The 16,667-nt window shown below is 64.6% G+C and carries 18 protein-coding genes and 1 tRNA gene; 3 read left to right on the top strand and 16 right to left on the bottom strand.

The features are described from left to right. Nucleotides 1-35: 35 nt before the first annotated feature. Entirely contained in the window at nucleotides 36-920 is an 885-nt protein-coding gene (gene coxB / locus FQU74_RS04840; RefSeq protein ID WP_146285289.1) for a cytochrome c oxidase subunit II, read from the bottom strand. 192 nt (nucleotides 921-1,112) lie between these two features. Between coxB and tldD the strand changes: the two genes are divergently transcribed. Then, a complete protein-coding gene (gene tldD / locus FQU74_RS04835) occupies nucleotides 1,113-2,534 on the top strand; it encodes a metalloprotease TldD (RefSeq protein ID WP_146285288.1) in 1,422 nt (473 codons plus the stop codon). Between the two features lie 135 nt (nucleotides 2,535-2,669). On the opposite strand, the gene FQU74_RS04830 is transcribed toward tldD, so the two are convergent. The 3 genes from FQU74_RS04830 to FQU74_RS04820 form a co-directional block, all read right to left on the bottom strand. Further along, nucleotides 2,670-3,698, bottom strand: a complete 1,029-nt coding sequence (locus FQU74_RS04830; RefSeq protein ID WP_229704321.1) for an AbrB family transcriptional regulator — start codon at nucleotides 3,696-3,698, stop codon at nucleotides 2,670-2,672. Between the two features lie 79 nt (nucleotides 3,699-3,777). Further along, entirely contained in the window at nucleotides 3,778-6,111 is a 2,334-nt protein-coding gene (locus FQU74_RS04825; RefSeq protein WP_146285287.1) for a Tex family protein, read from the bottom strand. A gap of 126 nt (nucleotides 6,112-6,237) precedes the next feature. After that, nucleotides 6,238-6,314, bottom strand: a tRNA-His gene (locus tag FQU74_RS04820). Between the two features lie 104 nt (nucleotides 6,315-6,418). On the opposite strand from FQU74_RS04820, the gene FQU74_RS04815 reads away from it, so the two are divergent. Further along, complete coding sequence (locus FQU74_RS04815) at nucleotides 6,419-6,631, top strand: DUF6324 family protein (protein ID WP_146285286.1); 213 nt, start codon at nucleotides 6,419-6,421, stop codon at nucleotides 6,629-6,631. Here the strand turns inward: FQU74_RS04815 and FQU74_RS04810 are convergent. Next, nucleotides 6,612-7,097, bottom strand: a complete 486-nt coding sequence (locus FQU74_RS04810) for an MmcB family DNA repair protein (RefSeq protein ID WP_146285285.1) — start codon at nucleotides 7,095-7,097, stop codon at nucleotides 6,612-6,614. The genes FQU74_RS04815 and FQU74_RS04810 overlap by 20 nt on opposite strands. A gap of 239 nt (nucleotides 7,098-7,336) precedes the next feature. On the opposite strand from FQU74_RS04810, the gene FQU74_RS04805 reads away from it, so the two are divergent. Next, complete coding sequence (locus FQU74_RS04805; protein ID WP_146285284.1) at nucleotides 7,337-7,567, top strand: DUF2798 domain-containing protein; 231 nt, start codon at nucleotides 7,337-7,339, stop codon at nucleotides 7,565-7,567. A gap of 269 nt (nucleotides 7,568-7,836) precedes the next feature. Here the strand turns inward: FQU74_RS04805 and FQU74_RS04800 are convergent, their stop codons facing one another. From FQU74_RS04800 to FQU74_RS04750, 11 genes are all read right to left on the bottom strand, one after another. Further along, nucleotides 7,837-8,157: a hypothetical protein gene (locus tag FQU74_RS04800; RefSeq protein WP_146285283.1), complete on the bottom strand. Its 321-nt coding sequence runs from the start codon at nucleotides 8,155-8,157 to the stop codon at nucleotides 7,837-7,839. 89 nt (nucleotides 8,158-8,246) lie between these two features. Further along, complete coding sequence (locus FQU74_RS04795; protein WP_158635530.1) at nucleotides 8,247-8,636, bottom strand: META domain-containing protein; 390 nt, start codon at nucleotides 8,634-8,636, stop codon at nucleotides 8,247-8,249. A gap of 59 nt (nucleotides 8,637-8,695) precedes the next feature. Further along, on the bottom strand, nucleotides 8,696-9,169 hold the full coding sequence (gene nusB / locus FQU74_RS04790) for a transcription antitermination factor NusB (protein WP_146285281.1): 474 nt from the start codon (nucleotides 9,167-9,169) through the stop codon (nucleotides 8,696-8,698). After that, nucleotides 9,166-9,684: a 6,7-dimethyl-8-ribityllumazine synthase gene (locus FQU74_RS04785; RefSeq protein ID WP_146285280.1), complete on the bottom strand. Its 519-nt coding sequence runs from the start codon at nucleotides 9,682-9,684 to the stop codon at nucleotides 9,166-9,168. Before FQU74_RS04785 ends, nusB begins: the two co-directional genes overlap by 4 nt. A gap of 3 nt (nucleotides 9,685-9,687) precedes the next feature. Further along, nucleotides 9,688-10,806 carry a 3,4-dihydroxy-2-butanone-4-phosphate synthase gene (gene ribB, locus FQU74_RS04780; protein ID WP_170246195.1) on the bottom strand — a complete coding sequence of 373 codons (1,119 nt, stop codon included), beginning with the start codon at nucleotides 10,804-10,806 and terminating at the stop codon, nucleotides 9,688-9,690. Between the two features lie 125 nt (nucleotides 10,807-10,931). Then, nucleotides 10,932-11,957 carry an L-threonine 3-dehydrogenase gene (tdh, locus tag FQU74_RS04775; protein WP_146286207.1) on the bottom strand — a complete coding sequence of 342 codons (1,026 nt, stop codon included), beginning with the start codon at nucleotides 11,955-11,957 and terminating at the stop codon, nucleotides 10,932-10,934. An 11-nt stretch (nucleotides 11,958-11,968) separates the two neighbouring features. After that, nucleotides 11,969-13,165, bottom strand: coding sequence for a glycine C-acetyltransferase (locus FQU74_RS04770; RefSeq protein ID WP_146285278.1), 1,197 nt, complete (start codon nucleotides 13,163-13,165; stop codon nucleotides 11,969-11,971). Nucleotides 13,166-13,312: 147 nt separating this feature from the next. Beyond that, nucleotides 13,313-13,870, bottom strand: coding sequence for a helix-turn-helix domain-containing protein (locus FQU74_RS04765; protein WP_146285277.1), 558 nt, complete (start codon nucleotides 13,868-13,870; stop codon nucleotides 13,313-13,315). A 34-nt stretch (nucleotides 13,871-13,904) separates the two neighbouring features. Further along, a complete protein-coding gene (locus FQU74_RS04760) occupies nucleotides 13,905-15,341 on the bottom strand; it encodes a protein adenylyltransferase SelO (RefSeq protein WP_146285276.1) in 1,437 nt (478 codons plus the stop codon). A 57-nt stretch (nucleotides 15,342-15,398) separates the two neighbouring features. Continuing rightward, complete coding sequence (locus FQU74_RS04755; protein ID WP_146285275.1) at nucleotides 15,399-15,956, bottom strand: hypothetical protein; 558 nt, start codon at nucleotides 15,954-15,956, stop codon at nucleotides 15,399-15,401. Beyond that, nucleotides 15,953-16,549: a riboflavin synthase gene (locus FQU74_RS04750; RefSeq protein ID WP_146285274.1), complete on the bottom strand. Its 597-nt coding sequence runs from the start codon at nucleotides 16,547-16,549 to the stop codon at nucleotides 15,953-15,955. Before FQU74_RS04750 ends, FQU74_RS04755 begins: the two co-directional genes overlap by 4 nt. Nucleotides 16,550-16,667 lie beyond the last annotated feature (118 nt).

The raw sequence follows: 16,667 nt of genomic DNA, 5'->3' as shown, positions 1-16,667 counted from the left end.
CTTGTCAGCGGATAAGCCGCTGAATTCTCAACCGATCAGTTGTTTGCAGCGACCTGAACCGGCGCCGGCGCCGCGATCGACGAAAGCTGCACATCGCCAGTCTTGGCCTTGGCCAGCCATTCGGCATATTTGGCCTCGGACACGACCTTCACAGTGATCGGCATATAGGCGTGATCCTTGCCGCACAGCTCCGAGCACTGACCGAAGAAAATGCCCTCAACCTCGGGCTTGAACCACAGCTGGGCGATACGGCCCGGCACGGCATCCTGCTTCACACCAAAGGCCGGGATGGTCCAGGAATGGATCACGTCGGCGGCGGTGATCTGCATCACGACAGTCTTGCCGATGGGCAGGACAACGGCCGTGTCCGTAGCCAGCAGGTAGTCGCCTTCGTCATAACCGAACTCAGCCAGCTGCTCGCGCTCCAGTTTGAAGCTTTCAAAGGCAACGGGCGTCGCCTCTTCGCCGGCAGGGGTGACGCCGTCCTGCACATATTCATACCCCCAGTACCACTGGTAGCCGGTGACTTTCACGGTGATATCGGCCTCGGGGATCGTCTGCTGCTTGAACAGAACCGGCAGCGAGTAGGCGCCGATGACCACCAGGATCAGGATCGGGACCAGCGTCCAAAGGATCTCGATCGGGGTATTGTGGGTGAATTTCGCGGGCGTCGGATTGGCGCGGCGATTGAAGCGGACAAAGCTGTAGACCATCAGCGCCGTCACGAACAGCACGATCACCGTGATGATGTAGAGCAGCATGTTGTCCAGCCAGTGGATATCGCGCGCAAGCTCTGTTGCGGCGGGCTGGAATCCCATCAGGCGGTCAACCGGACGGCCGATCACCTCCAGCTCCTGCGCCATGGCCGGAGCGGCGGCGAAACCGAGCGAGAGCCCGGCAAGGGGTTTGATGAATCGCATATGTCTCATCCCGTTCGTGTGCGGCTTGCGACCGCTTGTCATCCGCGGCTTTATGTCCGCTTGCCGGGCCATGCCCGAAAGGCGGGCAGAATCCCGTTGTTTCTGCTTGCTTTGAAACCATATTAGGCGGGCCGCGACAAGCAAAACCGTGCGACAATCCGCCGCCATTTGATCGAGATCAAGGACACCGACATGACCGATAACGCCTTCCGCCCGTTCGAGACCGCACTGGACGAGGGCCGGGCACTGGCCAACCTGCGACAGGCTGTCGCAGGGGCGGATGATGGGGAATTGTTCCTCGAACGTCGCCGGTCCGAAGCCCTGGTTCTTGATGACGGCCGGATCAAGACCGCCTCTTATGATGCGTCCGAGGGTTTCGGACTGCGCGCCGTGCGTGGCGAAGTTGCGGGCTATGCCCATTCAACCGAGATTTCGGAAAAGGCCCTGACCCGCGCCGTAGAGACCGCGCGACTGGCGGTGGGTGATGGGGGCGGCACGCTGGCAGACGCGCCGCAAGGCACCAACCGGCGGCTCTATACCGACGCCGATCCGATGCTTGATGCAAGTTTCGCAGGCAAGATCGACGTGCTGAAAGAGATCGACGCCTTCACCCGTGGCCTCGATCCCCGCGTCGTTCAGGTTTCGGCCACCATCAGCGCGGGCCTGCAGGAGGTAGAGATCCTGCGCCCCGAAGGGTTGCGCCTCAGCGACGTGCGCCCGATGGCGCGGCTCAACATCTCGGTCATCGTCGAGCAGGCGGGCCGGCGCGAAAGTGGCGGCATGGGCGGCGGCGGTCGCTTCGGCCTTGCCGCCCTGCTCGACCCCGGCCACTGGCAACCTGTCGCACGTGAGGCACTGCGCATCGCGCTGGTGAACCTGGACGCAGTCCCCGCCCCTGCCGGCGTCATGGATATCGTTCTTGGCCCCGGCTGGCCGGGCATCCTGCTGCATGAGGCGATCGGCCACGGGCTTGAAGGTGATTTCAACCGCAAGGGCACCTCGGCCTTTGCCGGGTTGATGGGTCAGCGCATCGCCGCACCCGGGGTGACCGTGCTCGACGATGGCACCCTCCCCGACCGCCGAGGCTCGATCTCGTTCGACGATGAAGGAACGCCATCCAACCGCACCGTGCTGATCGAGGACGGCGTTCTGGTGGGCTACATGCAGGATCGCCAGAACGCCCGCCTGATGGGAACCGCCAGTACCGGTAACGGACGCCGCGAAAGCTTTGCCCATATTCCGATGCCACGCATGACCAACACCTACATGCTGGGCGGCAAAGACGACCCGTCTGCGATTCTGGCCGATCTCAAGGACGGGATCTGGGCCGTGGGCTTCGGCGGCGGGCAGGTTGATATCACCAACGGCAAATTCGTGTTTTCCTGCACCGAGGCTTACCGCGTGCAAAACGGCATGATCGTGGCCCCGGTCAAGGGCGCTACGCTGATCGGCGATGGCGCGACTGCGCTACGGAACATCCGCGCAATCGGCAATGACATGAAGCTCGACCCCGGCATCGGCAATTGTGGCAAGTCGGGCCAATGGGTGCCGGTCGGCGTGGGGCAGCCCACGCTGCTGATCGGGGGGCTGACCATCGGCGGTTCGGCTGCCTGAGGCCGGCCCCTGTTCTTCTTTTCAAAAGTATCCTCGGGGATGAGGCGCGCCCGGAAAACCATCCGGGGGATGGTTTTCAGCGACGAATGTCCCGGCACGGGACATTGGGGGGCAGACAGCCCCCCGCCGCCCTCCTCAGCCCTTCCAGCGCCGGAAAGCCAGGGGGGCCGCAAGGATCACCAGCAGGATCCGCACCACATGGTGCAGCGCGACGAAAGCAACCTCGGCGTGCAGCGCAATGGCAATAAGGCTCATCTCCGTCAGGCCACCCGGCGCGTAGGCCAGCAGAACCTGCTCGGCGCTCTGCCCAGTAGCCGCCTCGATCACCAGGGCAAAACAAAGGGCCAGTGCCAGCATGATGACCGTAGCCCCAAGGCTCAGGCCAACCGCCGGCACGAGTGCGCGGGCACGCAGCCCCTGAAACCGGCAGCCAAGGACGGTTCCAAGGATGATCTGCGCCGCAATGACGATTTCAACCGGCGGGGCGCTGCGTGTCAGGTCAGTCAGGTGGAGTGCTGCGGAAACGATCATCGGCCCAAGCAGCGTCGGTGCGGGCAGGCGCAGGCGCAGTCCCAGCCAACTGCCCAGCAACGCTGCAAGTGCCAGAAGGCCAAGGTCAGTCCAGCTGATGTCTGCAAATCCACCCTGAACCGCGTTGCGCCCGACGTCATACCCCTGAACCCAGCGAAACCAGATCGCGATCAGGGCAATTGTCGTGACGATCCGCAGGCTTTGCGCAAGGATGATGCGGGGCACGTCGGCACCAGCGGCCTCGCCCAGTTCGATCATCTCGGACAGCCCACCCGGCATGCCGGCGAAATAGGCCGTCACCGCATCGAACCCGCCAATGCGCTGATACCAGGGCATCACCAGCAGGATCGAGGCCAGCAGATAGACGGCAAGCAACACCAGCGAGACCGCCCAGTCCAGCGCCTGAGATATCAGATCAGGGGTGAAGTTCGCGCCCAGAAGCACACCGATGACCGCGACGACAGCGGCGCGGATACGCACCGGTCCCTGCATCCGCAGACCGGCGAGGCTTGCCATCATCGTCGCGGTCAAGGCGCCGAGCATCCAGGGCAGCGGCAAGGACAACGCATAGAACAGCGTGCCCCCTGCCGCACCCACCGCGATTGCCAACGCAATCCGTGCGATATCGCCCACGCCTGCCGTCCCCTGCCGATGCTGACCTTTGCGTGTTAGGGGGCCTGCCAACCGGGTGCAAGCCGCCCCTGTGCAAAGCTTATCGCCCGAACTTGCCTTTTAGCGCGTCCGCAAAGGCGTTACCGCTGCCCGATGGCTGCTGCGGGCTGGCGCTGCGCGGACCGGGCTTGCCGCCCCCGCGCGGCGGCTGCGGACCACGCTCGGCGGCGCGGTCGCGGGCTGCATCGCGCGCATCGGCACTGTCCTTGCGCATGGTCAGACCGATGCGCTTGCGGGGCACATCAACCTCGACCACCCGCACCTTCACCACATCACCTGCCTTCACCACCTCATGCGGGTCCTTTACGAACCGGTCGGCAAGCTGGCTGACATGCACCAGCCCATCCTGATGCACGCCGATATCGACGAAGGCCCCAAAGGCCGCGACGTTGGTCACGGTCCCTTCCAGCATCATGCCAACCTTCAGGTCCTTGATGTCCTCGACCCCGTCGGCAAAGGACGCGGTCTTGAAGCTGGGGCGCGGGTCGCGACCGGGCTTTTCCAGCTCTGCCAGAATGTCCTTGACGGTGGGCAGACCAAAGCGCGCGTCGATGAAGCTGCGCGGATCAAGCCGTTGCAGCGCAGCACTGTCACCCATCAGCGCGCGGATGTCGCGACCACAGGCGGCCACGATCTTGCGGGCCAGATCATAGGCCTCGGGGTGCACGCTTGAGGCATCGAGCGGCTCTTTGCCATCCGTGATGCGCAGGAAGCCCGCCGCCTGCTCGAACGCCTTGGGGCCAAGACGGGCGACCTTCAGCAGATCCTTGCGGGTGGCAAAGGGGCCATTGGCGTCGCGGTGCGCCACGATGCTTTCGGCCAAGCTGGGGCCAAGCCCCGAGACGCGCGCCAGAAGCGGACCAGAGGCGGTGTTCAGATCCACCCCGACCGCGTTCACCGCATCTTCCACAACGGCATCCAGCTGCCGCGCCAGCCGGTGCTGGTCAACGTCATGCTGATACTGCCCCACGCCGATCGACTTTGGCTCGATCTTCACCAGTTCGGCCAACGGGTCTTGCAGGCGGCGGGCGATAGACACTGCCCCGCGCAGGCTGACGTCCAGTTGCGGAAACTCTTTCGCTGCCAGTTCCGAGGCCGAATAGACCGAGGCGCCGGCCTCGCTGACCACGACCTTGACGGGCTTTGGCCCCTGCCCCGGCAGATGCGCCAGAAGATCGGCCACCATCCGCTCTGTCTCACGGCTGGCTGTGCCGTTGCCGATGGCGATCAGCTCAACCTTGTGCTTCAGGATCAGCGAGGCAAGCTCTGCCTGTGCCCCGCGCAGATCATTCTTCGGCTGGAACGGATAGACGGTCGAGGTGGCGAGCACCTTGCCCGTCGCATCGACGACCGCGACCTTGACCCCGGTGCGGATGCCCGGATCAAGCCCCATGGTGGACTTGCCGCCCGCAGGTGCCGCCAGCAACAGGTCCTTGAGGTTGCGGGCAAAGACGCGGATCGCCTCTTCTTCGGACCGTTCGCGCAGTTCGGACATCAGATCCAGCGTCAGCGAGGTTTTCAGCTTGACCCGCCATGCCCAGCTTGCAGCCTCGCGCAGCCATTGATCGCCAGCGCCCGTGCCACCGGCCTCAAGCGCCGCGCCGCACATCCGCTCGGCAGGCGACTGGCCACGCGGGGCATCGGCATCCACCTCAAGATCGAGGTTGAGGACTCCCTCGTTCCGCCCGCGCAACATGGCGAGCACACGGTGCGAGGGTGCGGTTTCCCATTTTTCGCGATGGGCAAAGTAATCCGAAAACTTGGCGCCTTCGACCTCTTTGCCCGCAATCACGGTTGCGACCAGTTCGGATGCGCCCTTCATATGCCCGCGCAACCGGCCCAGCAGATCGGCGTTTTCCGACAGCCCTTCGGCGATGATGTCGCGCGCACCTTCCAGCGCGGCCTTGGCATCCGGCACGGCCTCGGTGATGTACCCGGCGGCCAGCGCGGACGGGTCGGCCTTGCGGTCGGCGAGAATCGCCTCGGCCAGCGGACCCAGACCATTCTCGCGCGCAATCATCGCGCGGGTGCGACGCTTGGGCTTGTAGGGCAGATAGATGTCCTCAAGCTCGGCCTTGGTATCGGCCTTGGCAATCGAGGCCGCCAGATCGTCGGTCATCTTGCCCTGTTCGGTGATGGAGCCGAAGATCGCAGCGCGGCGTGCCTCCATCTCGCGCAGGTAGGTCAGCCGGTCGGCCAGCATGCGCAGCTGCGAATCGTCAAGGCCGCCCGTCACTTCCTTGCGGTAGCGCGCGATGAAAGGCACCGTGGCACCGCCATCCAGCAGCTCTATCGCCGCGCCAACCTGTGTGGGCTGGGCGTTGATCTCGCGTGCAATGACAAGGGGAATGCGGCGGGTGGCGTCCTGAATCATGGCGGCTCCGTCAGAAGGTGGGAGCGCGACCATAGTGCCCCGCCACCGGAACGCAAGCGCCGTGGCGCCCCTGCAAAAGCCCCGGAAATGCAAAAGGCCCCGCGAAACGCGGGGCCTTTTGAAGGATGGTACCGACTCCCCGGCTCGAACGGGGGACCCCCAGATCCACAATCTGGTGCTCTAACCAACTGAGCTAAGTCGGCACTTGCGGGCGATGTAGCCCTGCACGTCGGCGATTGCAAGCCCCCTCACGCGCTTGCCAACACGGTTTTTCGGCGCTACCCCGAATGAAAAAGCGGAGACTGACATGAGCATCAACAAGCAAAGCGAGATCGCCGCCAATCTGCAGATCGGCCCGACCGACGCGGGCATGGTGCGAATCTACGTCGAGGCAGAAGGCGGGATCGAACTGCCGCTGGATTTCGACCCCGATGAGGCCGAAGAGATCGCCGAGGAGTTGCGCGCCGCCGCCGAGGCCGCCCGCGCGATGAGCGACGGGCCTAAGGGGAAAAAGCGCTGATCGCGCCCACCGCCACCGGATCGCGCAGCGCCTGAAGGCGCAGCGCCGCGTGGCGGGCGAATTTCTGCACCATCACCTTGCGCCGCGCCCCGGCCAGCGGGGTTAATGGCCCCATGCGCAGGATCGCGGCGTCATAGTCATCTGCGACGATCAACCCGGTTTCGGGCGGCAGTATTTCCGCCGGGAACGCCGTATCCACTGCCCAGAAGTAGCGGTCGCACCATTGCAGATAGTTCTGCCACTTCCGGTCGGAAGCAAAGTCGGTGCGGCTCGACTTGCACTCGATCACCCAGACCTCGCCCTTGGGGCCGAGCGCCATCACATCAACGCGCAACCCCGGCGCGGGCACCAGTTCCTCGACCGTCGCAAAGCCATGGCCCAAAAGATGGCGGCACACCCCGCGGGCAAGGCGCTGACCGGGGGCAAGAAGGACGGGTTCGGTTATTTGCGGCACATCTGCGGACATAAGGCAAAACTGAACGAAATGGGAACATCGGTCAAGCCACTGCCCGCAGATTGACAGGTAATGAGTGGCTGCATATGTCTGCTGCGCCGGAAAATGTCTGGCCGGTTGGTTATCCCGGCCCCTGCGCCCATCGCAGGCGTTGACGCACCTGGATGTGTGATCCCGCGGCGAAAATTGACCCCCCACATCCTGCAAGGGCAAGGCGATCTTGTCCGCGCTTGCGTTCAAAGGCAGAACAGATGACCCAAACCACCCGCACCGTGTTGATCGCACAGGTCTTTATTTCATGCATGATGGCCGGCCTGATGACCGGTATCTTCGGCGCGCTGAAATCCGGCCTGACGCCAGAATTTCTCTCCCTTTGGGGCCACAGCTTCATCGTCGCCTGGCCGATCGCCTTTGTGCTGTCGCTGGGAGTCGGGCCGATTGCTTTTCGGCTGGCCTGGCAGGTGAACCGGCTTCTGGGCTGACGCAGCCCTTGCCGTGCAGCGCATCCGGGCCTATCTGTGAAGACGGCGGGTGCTGCTCCTCGCGTGTGGGACACTTTTCCAGTGGCCGATAAGCAAGCGAACGGGGGCTGGCTCTGGCAGGATCCTGGTCCTGCTACCCGGCGCCCACCTGAGACCTCTGGCTCTCGGGAAAACACCGTCACCCACGGTTGCTGCGGGCCCGCCACTTCATCCCCGAAACGCAAAAGGCCCGGCATTGCCGGACCTTCGCGTCAAACCACTGGGGGCTGTCAGCGGCGGGTGCGCATCGCAGACTGGTTGCGCGCCTCAACCCGCACCGGAACCGGGACCAGCGTCGGCGCGCGGGTACCACCGCGCGGCTCATCGTCGTCGCTGGCCTGACGCATTACTGCGATCGCGAACTGGGCGCCTGCGAAGATCACCCCGTTGCTGACGAACATCATCAACCCACCGATCCAGCCGTTTTCGGTTTCGAGGATCAGATGCCCGAGGTTGGCCACGTTGAACCAGACCATCATGGCAAGAAACACCGCAGACAGACCATAACCGATGGCCACGTTGACAATGTAAAGGCGGATGAGCTTGGGCATCGGGGTCCTCCTGTTTGAATGTGATGCTAGCACCCGCGTCGGCAGACGCCAGTGCCAATGCGTCGCATCCCCGATACAATTCCCCGCGATCAGGGCTTTGCCGGGGCAAATTCCAGCTGAACGCTGCCCTCACCGGCAAGAATCAGCCGGTCGCCCTCCATCCTTGCCTCGCGAACGCCTTCCAACGCGGCAAAGAAGTCGGACTCGGCCTGCATGTCCGGACAGGCCATTTTGGTCGCGCCGACTCCTGTCAGACGAAATTCGGGCAAGGTGCCCTCTACGCCGCTGAACCAGCGATTGCAGGGCGCCTGACCTGCGGCGCGGCCGGCCTCTGAGAGATCCATCGTCACATTGGCCGGGGCGTCGGCGCCATTCATGCGCACCAGTGCCCAGTCACGCCCGATGGTTTCGGCCGAGATCCCCGGCGCATCCCCCTGACAGGCCGCAAGAAACATCCCGGCGATCAGTATCCGTTTCATGCCAATACCCTTCCTTGCAAAAGCAAGGCGGCCCCTTGGGGCCGCCTGCACCATCCGGATCAGGCCTTGAAGGCCTCGGGCCGCGCCTCGCGCGCCATGTGGTCGAGCACGGCATTGACGAACTTCGGCTCTTTCCCATCGGGGAAGAAGGCCTTGGCCACATCGACGAATTCCGTGATGACGACCTTGGGGGGCGTGTCCATGCCCACCAGCTCGCCCCCGGCCGTGCGGAAGAGCGCGCGCAGCACCGGGTCGATCCGGTCAATCGGCCATGCCGCGACCAGCGCCCGGTCTGTCATCTGGTCGATCTTTGCCTGCCAGTTCACCGCCGCATCCACCAGGGCGCGGAAATGCACGACGTCACCTTCGGCCATCTCGGTGCCGTCCTCGAACACCTCGCCAAAGCGATGGCTCTCGAACTCGCGCACAACGCGTTCAACCGTTTGCCCCGAGGATTCCATCTGGAACAGCGCCTGCACGGCAAAGAGCCGCGCGGCCGAGCGCATCTGCTTCTTGTCGGGCTTCACGCTCATGCCTGATGCCCCCCTTCGGCACGAAAGCCGATACCGGTACGGGCGCCCGACCATTGGCGGGCCAGCGCGATCAGGTGAAGCGCCGCGGCAGCCGCGCCGCCGCCCTTGTTCTGCCCTTCTGGCTCTGCACGCACCACCGCCTGCTCGCGGTTTTCAACCGTCAGGATGCCGTTTCCGATGCAGGCGCCCTGCAGCCCCAGAAGCGAGATCGCCCGGCTGGAATCGTTGCAGACCGTGTCGTAATGCGTCGTCTCGCCCCGGATCACGCAGCCCAGTGCGACATAGCCGTCATAGTTCGACATGCGTTCGGCCAGCGCGATCGCGGTCGGCACTTCCAGCGCACCGGGCACCTCGACCAGATCGACCTCGGCGCCGCAGGATGCAGCCACCGCACGCGCACCCGCCACCAGATTGTCGGTGATGTCCTTGTAATAAGGGGCCACGACAATCAGGAGCTTGACCGGTTTGTGAAACACCGGCAGCGGCAGGACGTAGTGCTGTTCATTCGCAGCCATCATTCACTCCGCAATCGGATGGGTGCCGACGATCGACAGGCCATAGGCATCAAGCCCCACGACCTTCGGCGCCTTGTGGTTCGTCACCAGCGTGATCTCATGCAGGCCGAGGGCGGCAAGAATCTGTGCGCCGAGCCCATATTGCCGAAGCGTTTGAGGCGAGACCTCGTCGGTTTGCGCAATCTTCATGGAGGTGTCGCGCAGCAGGACGACAACGCCGCGCCCGGCGGCAGCAATCACGCGCATGGCCCCGGCGAGTTCCCCCACCGCATTGGCATCGCCCACGCCCAGCACATCGGCCAGCGGGTCAAGCGCATGCATCCGCACCAGCACCGGCCCACCCGCGCCGATGTCCCCCTTGGTCAGCACGACATGTTCTGATCCCTGGGCCACGTCCGAGAAGATCCGCATGATCCACTCGCCGCCATGGACCGAGGTGACACGCTTGACCGCTTGCTCCTTGACCAGATTGTCGTGGCGACGGCGGTAGGCGATCAGGTCCGAGATCGTACCGATCTTCAGGCCATGGCGCTGCGCGAACTGCACCAGATCGGGCAGACGCGCCATCGTGCCGTCATCGTTCATAACCTCGCAGATGACGCCCGCAGGCTTGAGCCCCGCCAGCCGCGCCACATCGGTCGCGGCCTCGGTATGGCCTGCGCGCACCAGAACGCCCCCGTCGCGGGTCCGCAGCGGAAAGATGTGGCCCGGCGTCGCCAGATCTGCGGCGCCTTTTGTCTCGTCAATCGCAACGGCCACGGTCAGCGCGCGGTCGCGGGCGGAAATGCCGGTCTCGACCCCTTCGCGCGCCTCGATCGAAACGGTGAAGGCGGTCTCGTGCCGCGACGAGTTCTTCGAGGCCATCAGGGGCAGGCCCAACTGGTCGATCCGCTCGCCGGTCAGCGTGAGGCAGATCAGTCCCCGGCCATGCGTCGCCATGAAGTTGATGGCCGCCGCATCGCATTTCTCGGCCGGGATCACCAGATCGCCCTCATTCTCGCGATCCTCGTGATCGACAAGAATGAACATCTTCCCGTTGCGGGCATCCTCAATGATCTCCTCGACCGAGGAAATCGCGTCCGAATAGTCGCTCGACATCTGGCTGGTCTCTCGAATGGGCATTTACACTGCATTACCCTTCCCCGCCGTCGAAGGCCAGTGCCTGTGCGCGCAGGTCCTGTGCAGTGACGCTGCGCGCAAAGACGGCGGGCAACGCCGTGTCAGGGGCGCCCTGTCTGGGGCGGCAATCAGCCCCAGTCCAGCACGACCTTGCCGGACAGGCCCGACCGCATCGTCTCGAACCCCTGCTCGAAATCATCCACCTTGAAGCGATGGGTGATGACGCGGCGGACGTCGAGCCCGTTCTCGAGCATCGCGATCATCTTGTACCAGGTCTCAAAGATCTCGCGACCGTAGACGCCCTTGATCGTGATGGCCTTGAAGACGATCCGGCTCCAGTCGACAGGGCTTTTGCCCGGCGGGATGCCCAGCATGGCAATGCGTCCCCCCATGACGAGCGCCTCGACCATCTGATCCAGCGCGCGCTGGTTGCCGCTCATCTCCATGCCCACGTCAAAGCCCTGAGACATCTTCAGGCGCGCCTGAACGTCCTTGAGGTCTTCGCTGGCCACATTTACCGGCACCACATCAGCGACCTGCGCCGCCAGTTCCAGCCGCGCGGGGTTCACATCGGTGATCACCACGTGGCGGGCGCCGACATGACGGGCGACAGCCGCCGCCATAATGCCAATCGGCCCGGCGCCGGTGATCAGCACATCCTCGCCCACCAGATCGAAGGACAGCGCCGTGTGGACGGCATTGCCCAAGGGATCGAGAATGGCGCCGATTTCGTCGTCAATCGCATCGGGCAGCGGCACGACGTTAAAGGCGGGCAGTTTCAGATAGGTCGCAAAGGCGCCGTTCTCGTTCACGCCGATGCCACGGGTTTCGGGGTCGAGGTGGAATTTGCCGGCCCGCGACTGGCGGGAATGACGCCCGATCAGGTGCCCCTCGCCCGAACAGCGCTGCCCGATCTTCAGGTCGGTCACATTGCGCCCAAGCTCCACAATCTCGCCCGCGAACTCATGCCCGGTAATCAGGCCAAGCGGAACCGTGCGCGCGGCCCATTCGTCCCAGTTCCAGATATGGATATCCGTGCCGCAGATCCCGGTCTTGCGGATCCGGATCAAGACGTCGTCCGGTCCGATCTCGGGCACCGGTCGGGCTTCTTGCCACAGCCCCACCTCGGGCTTCGATTTCACCAAGGCCTTCATTTCGTTCGTCATCAGATCGCCCCCACCGCCTTGCCTGCCGCGCGGAACGCATCAAGCGCAAAATCCAGATCTTCCCTCGTCAGCCGTGCATTCATCTGCGTGCGGATGCGCGCCTGCCCCTTGGGCACCACCGGGAAGAAGAAACCGGCAACATAGACGCCACGGTCGTAAAGCTCGGCCGCCATGCGCTGCGCGAGAACCGCATCCCCCAGCATGACCGGCACGATGGGGTGCTCGCCCGGCAGCAGGCGGAACCCGGCGGCTTCAAGCCCGGCCCGCCAGTAGCGCGCATTCTCGAAAAGCTGGGCGCGCAGGTCATCCGCCGCCTCGACGATATCCAGCGCCACCAGAGCCGCCCCCACCACGGCGGGGGGCAGGGCATTGGAAAAGAGGTAGGGCCGCGCGCGCTGGCGCAGCAGGTCAATCACCGCCTGCGGACCAGCGATATAGCCGCCAAGCGCCCCGCCAAGCGCCTTGCCCAGCGTTCCGGTCAGGATATCGACCTCAACCCCGGCATGGGCCGGCGTGCCCCTGCCCTGCGGCCCCATGAAGCCTGTCGCATGGCAGTCATCGACCATGACCATCGCCCCGTGGCGATCGGCCAGCACCCTGATCTCGGCCAGCTTCGCCAGATAGCCGTCCATCGAGAAGACGCCATCCGTCGCAATGAGGATGAACCGTGCCCCATCGGCGCGGGCCTGTTTCAGCTGCGCTTCAAGGTCTGCCATGTCGGAATTGGCATAGCGATAGCGCCGCGCCTTGCAGAGCCGGATGCCGTCGATGATGCTGGCGTGATTGAGGCTGTCAGAGATGACCGCGTCCTCAGGGCCCAACAAGGGCTCGAACAGCCCGCCATTCGCGTCAAAGCAGGCCGCAAACAGGATCGAGTCGTCATGCCCAAGAAACCGGGCGAGCCGCGCCTCAAGCGCGCGATGGATGTCTTGCGTCCCGCAAATGAACCGGACCGAGGCCATGCCGTACCCATCGGCCTGCATCGCCGATTGCGCGGCAGCAATCAGACGGGGATCATCGGCCAGACCCAGATAGTTGTTGGCGCAGAGGTTCAGAAGCTTTCGCCCCGCCACCTCGACATGCGCGCCCTGCGGCCCGTGGATCAGCCGCTCTCGCTTCATCAGCCCTTCGGCCTCGATCCCCTCAAGCACGGTTCCCAAATGCGTCAGGAACGCCGACCGCCCACTTTCCGCCATACCACCCCTCCATCCGTTATAGCGGAACTTTTGCCGCAAGATTCAGCCGAAGTCAAGATAACGGATTGCAATCCGTCAAAACGGATTCTCGTCATTCTGGCACAAATACCTTCGGGGGGACCGGGAGGCGAAGCGCCCCCGGCCGTCTCAACTGTCCTGCACGATCAGAATGGCGCGCGCCGCCGCATCCGCCCGGATGGCGTGGGTCCGGTCGGCGGCGTAGCGCGCCGTATCCCCTGCGGCCAGATCCTCGGCCTCATCCCCGCTTTCGACGCGCAGCCTGCCCTCGATCACCGCCAGATGCTCGCGGCATCCGGGCCGGTGGGGGTCTGACAGCAGCGCGCCGCCGGGAGCAAACATCAGCTCATAAACCTCATGCTCTCCGACAGCCTCAGGGGCAGAGAGGATGCGGATCGTGACGCCCGTTCCGCGCCCAGCGATCACAGGGGCGGCTTCGGCGCGGATCACCTCGATCCCACCCTTGGGCTTCCCCTCCAGAAGACCTGCGAAATCGACCTGCAGCGCCTGCGTCAGGTTCCACAGCGTGGCCACGGTAGGCGAGCTTTCGCCCCGCTCGATCTGGCTGACCATTGACCGGCTCACACCCGATAGCTTGGCCACCGCATCAAGGCTCAGCCCCCTTGCGCGGCGGGCTTCGCGCAGGCTGCTGGCCAGACGGTCATGGATGTCGGATCGGATGTTCATGGCGCATCATTGCCTTCTGCCACGCCCCGGTCAATCAGGTGCCGCAGAAGGTGCGGAACTGCCCAACAAATTCCTGCGGCGCCGGCAAGGCATAGGCGTCAAGCCCCGGCCGTTCGGTGAACGGGTCGGAAATCACCGCGAGCAGCGCCTCGAACAGTGACATGTCCCCGGCCTCGGCCGCCGCCAGCGCCTCTTCGACCTTCAGGTTGCGCGGAACGTAAATCGGATTCACGGCCCGCATCCGCGCCGCCGCGTCAGGGGCAAGACGCGCCCGCCAGCGAGGCAGCCAGGCGTCAAGGCGGGAGGTCTCCTCGAAAAGAGGTCGCAGCGTTCCGGCATCATCGACCGCGTCGGCCAGCCGACGGAAGGCCAGCGTCCAGTCGGTGCCGACAAGTGCCGCCAGAAACTCCTCGGCCAGCGCGGCGTCACCCGGATCTTCGCCTTGCAGGCCCAGCTTGGCGCGCATCACGGCCAACCATTCAGCCTTGTAGACGGCAGCAATGCCACCCAGCCGTTCATTGGCAATCTCGACCGCCCGCGCCTCATCCTTGTCGAAGAAGGCAACCAGCGTCTCGGCAAACCGCGCAAGGTTCCAGCCAAGGATCAGCGGCTGATTTCCATAGGCATAGCGCCCCTGATGGTCGATCGAGGAAAAGACGGTGCCGGGGCTATACGCCTCCATAAAGGCGCAAGGGCCGTAGTCGATGGTTTCGCCCGAGATCGTCATGTTGTCGGTATTCATGACGCCATGGATGAAGCCGAGCCCCATCCATTTTGCGATCAGCCGGGCCTGCGCGGCGATCACCGCATCAAAAAGGCCGAGATAGGGATTCGGCGCACCCGCTGCCTGTGGGTGATGGCGCGCGATGGCGTAGTCGGCCAGCCGCCTGACCATGTCGGCCTGCCCGCGCGCCGAAAAGAACTCGAACGTGCCGATCCGCAGGTGGCTTGCTGCGACACGCGTCAGCACCGCGCCGGGCAGAACCCGTTCGCGCAGAACCTGCGCGCCCGTGGTGACGGCCGCCAAGGCCCGGCTGGTGGGCACACCAAGCGCATGCATCGCCTCGCCGATCAGATATTCGCGCAGCACGGGGCCGACTGCGGCGAGCCCGTCCCCCTGACGCGAGAATGGCGTTCGACCCGATCCTTTCAGCGCGATATCGCGGCGATGGCCGTTCCTGTCGATCACCTCACCCAGAAGCAGCGCCCGACCGTCACCCAGTTGCGGCGAGAACCCGCCAAACTGATGGCCCGCATAGGCCTGCGCGATGGGCTCCGCCCCGTCGGGCACCAGATTGCCGGAAAAGATCGCCGGCGCGAGGGGACGCAGACCTTCGGGATCAAGCCCCAGTTCTGTCGCAAGCCCTTCGTTCAGCTTCAACATACGGGGCGCCGGCGCCTTGGCCGGGGTCTGCGGCACATAGCTGCCCGCCAGGTCCCGTGCATAGCTGTTGTCAAAGCGCCAATCCATCAACGCACCTTCCTGTTCGCCCGTTGGATATGGCCCGTTGCGGCCCTCGCAGCAAGATCAGGCGGTGAACAGCCGCTCTGCCGGAAGGTAATAGGCCAGCCTGCCCGCAGCACACCATTCGGCCTCGAATGGTGCGGCACCGACAAGGACCACGCCATCCCGGTGGTAGTCGCCGCGCGCGGTACCCATCGCCTCGCGCGCTTCGGAGAAAGACCCGAACGGGCGCGGCGCGGGATGGGCTGCATCGATCAGCCCGCCCCCCGCCTGCAGCAGATCCGATGGGGCAAGCGGGGCGACAGCAATGGCCAGACGACCGCAATTCGCCATCGCGCGCAGGCGGTCAAGGCGATCAGCGGGAAGTTCGGCTACCTTAGGTGTCGCCCGCAAGGCATTGGATGAAAACAGGAATGCCACGACATCATGGCCCGACGCCGCACGCACACTGGCATAGGTCTTGTAGTCAAGACCCAACTCCTGCGCCCGCCTGACGCGGTTGCGCAGCACTTCGATAGGAAGGGTCGGCAACAACGCCTCGCGCGCTGCCTGCCAGCAGTGGCGGCGCCAGCCAGTCCCCTGCAACTCGGGCCCGCCGTTATGGCCGATGCCGGCCGTCATCCCCATTCCCTCAGGCGCGCCACATAGCGTGCCATGGTATCAACCTCGAGGTTGACCAGCTGGCCAAGCGCCACGTCGCCCCAGGTGGTGACATGCTGGGTATGCGGAATGAAGTTGATGCCAAAGTCACGCCCGTCAACCTCGTTCACCGTCAACGAGGTGCCGTTCAGCGCGACCGATCCCTTGGGCGCGATGAACCGTGCCAGCGGCTCGGGCGCGCGAAAGGTCACCCGCAGGCTGTCCCCCTCGGGCCGCAGGCCCACGACCTCGGCCACGCCATCGACATGGCCCGAGACGATATGCCCGCCCAGTTCGTCGCCGACCTTCAGCGCGCGTTCGAGGTTCAGCCGCTTGCCGACCGACCAGCCACCGATATTCGTCTTGCTGACGCTTTCGGCGCTGATCTCGACGTCAAACCAGTTGCGTGGCGCCTGGCCAAGCGCCACCACCGTCAGGCAGACGCCGTCGCAGGCGATCGAGGCGCCAAGGTCTATGCCTGCAACGTCATAGGCAGTGCCGATGCGGGCGCGCAGGTCGCCCCGCTGTTCAAGTTCCAGCACTTCACCGATGTCGGTGACGATCCCCGTGAACATCCTGTTTCCTCCGGCCATTTCGCCAAGACCTAAGCCGACCCTGACGCGCCTGCAAGCCCGGTGCGCCAAAGCCGTGGGCGCACATCTGACTTGTGACTGAAAAAAATGGCACACATCG

Source organism: Gemmobacter aquaticus (assembly GCF_007859075.1).
In the GTDB taxonomy this organism is placed as follows: domain Bacteria; phylum Pseudomonadota; class Alphaproteobacteria; order Rhodobacterales; family Rhodobacteraceae; genus Gemmobacter; species Gemmobacter aquaticus.
This window is presented reverse-complemented; position numbering and strand designations above follow the sequence as displayed.

Bases quoted from the DNA above. Each gene is read 5' to 3' on its own strand.
- tdh (WP_146286207.1), bottom strand. From the start codon at position 11,957: ATGAAGGCCTTGGTGAAATCGAAGCCCGAGGTGGGGCTGTGGCAAGAA.
- FQU74_RS04825 (WP_146285287.1), bottom strand. From the start codon at position 6,111: ATGATTCAGGACGCCACCCGCCGCATTCCCCTTGTCATTGCACGCGAG.
- FQU74_RS04750 (WP_146285274.1), bottom strand. From the start codon at position 16,549: ATGTTCACGGGGATCGTCACCGACATCGGTGAAGTGCTGGAACTTGAA.
- FQU74_RS04770 (WP_146285278.1), bottom strand. From the start codon at position 13,165: ATGGCGGAAAGTGGGCGGTCGGCGTTCCTGACGCATTTGGGAACCGTG.
- tldD (WP_146285288.1), top strand. From the start codon at position 1,113: ATGACCGATAACGCCTTCCGCCCGTTCGAGACCGCACTGGACGAGGGC.
- FQU74_RS04795 (WP_158635530.1), bottom strand. From the start codon at position 8,636: ATGAAACGGATACTGATCGCCGGGATGTTTCTTGCGGCCTGTCAGGGG.
- ribB (WP_170246195.1), bottom strand. From the start codon at position 10,806: ATGCCCATTCGAGAGACCAGCCAGATGTCGAGCGACTATTCGGACGCG.
- FQU74_RS04800 (WP_146285283.1), bottom strand. From the start codon at position 8,157: ATGCCCAAGCTCATCCGCCTTTACATTGTCAACGTGGCCATCGGTTAT.
- FQU74_RS04760 (WP_146285276.1), bottom strand. From the start codon at position 15,341: ATGGATTGGCGCTTTGACAACAGCTATGCACGGGACCTGGCGGGCAGC.
- coxB (WP_146285289.1), bottom strand. From the start codon at position 920: ATGCGATTCATCAAACCCCTTGCCGGGCTCTCGCTCGGTTTCGCCGCC.
- FQU74_RS04805 (WP_146285284.1), top strand. From the start codon at position 7,337: ATGACCCAAACCACCCGCACCGTGTTGATCGCACAGGTCTTTATTTCA.
- FQU74_RS04765 (WP_146285277.1), bottom strand. From the start codon at position 13,870: ATGAACATCCGATCCGACATCCATGACCGTCTGGCCAGCAGCCTGCGC.
- FQU74_RS04815 (WP_146285286.1), top strand. From the start codon at position 6,419: ATGAGCATCAACAAGCAAAGCGAGATCGCCGCCAATCTGCAGATCGGC.
- FQU74_RS04785 (WP_146285280.1), bottom strand. From the start codon at position 9,684: ATGGCTGCGAATGAACAGCACTACGTCCTGCCGCTGCCGGTGTTTCAC.
- nusB (WP_146285281.1), bottom strand. From the start codon at position 9,169: ATGAGCGTGAAGCCCGACAAGAAGCAGATGCGCTCGGCCGCGCGGCTC.
- FQU74_RS04755 (WP_146285275.1), bottom strand. From the start codon at position 15,956: ATGACGGCCGGCATCGGCCATAACGGCGGGCCCGAGTTGCAGGGGACT.
- FQU74_RS04810 (WP_146285285.1), bottom strand. From the start codon at position 7,097: ATGTCCGCAGATGTGCCGCAAATAACCGAACCCGTCCTTCTTGCCCCC.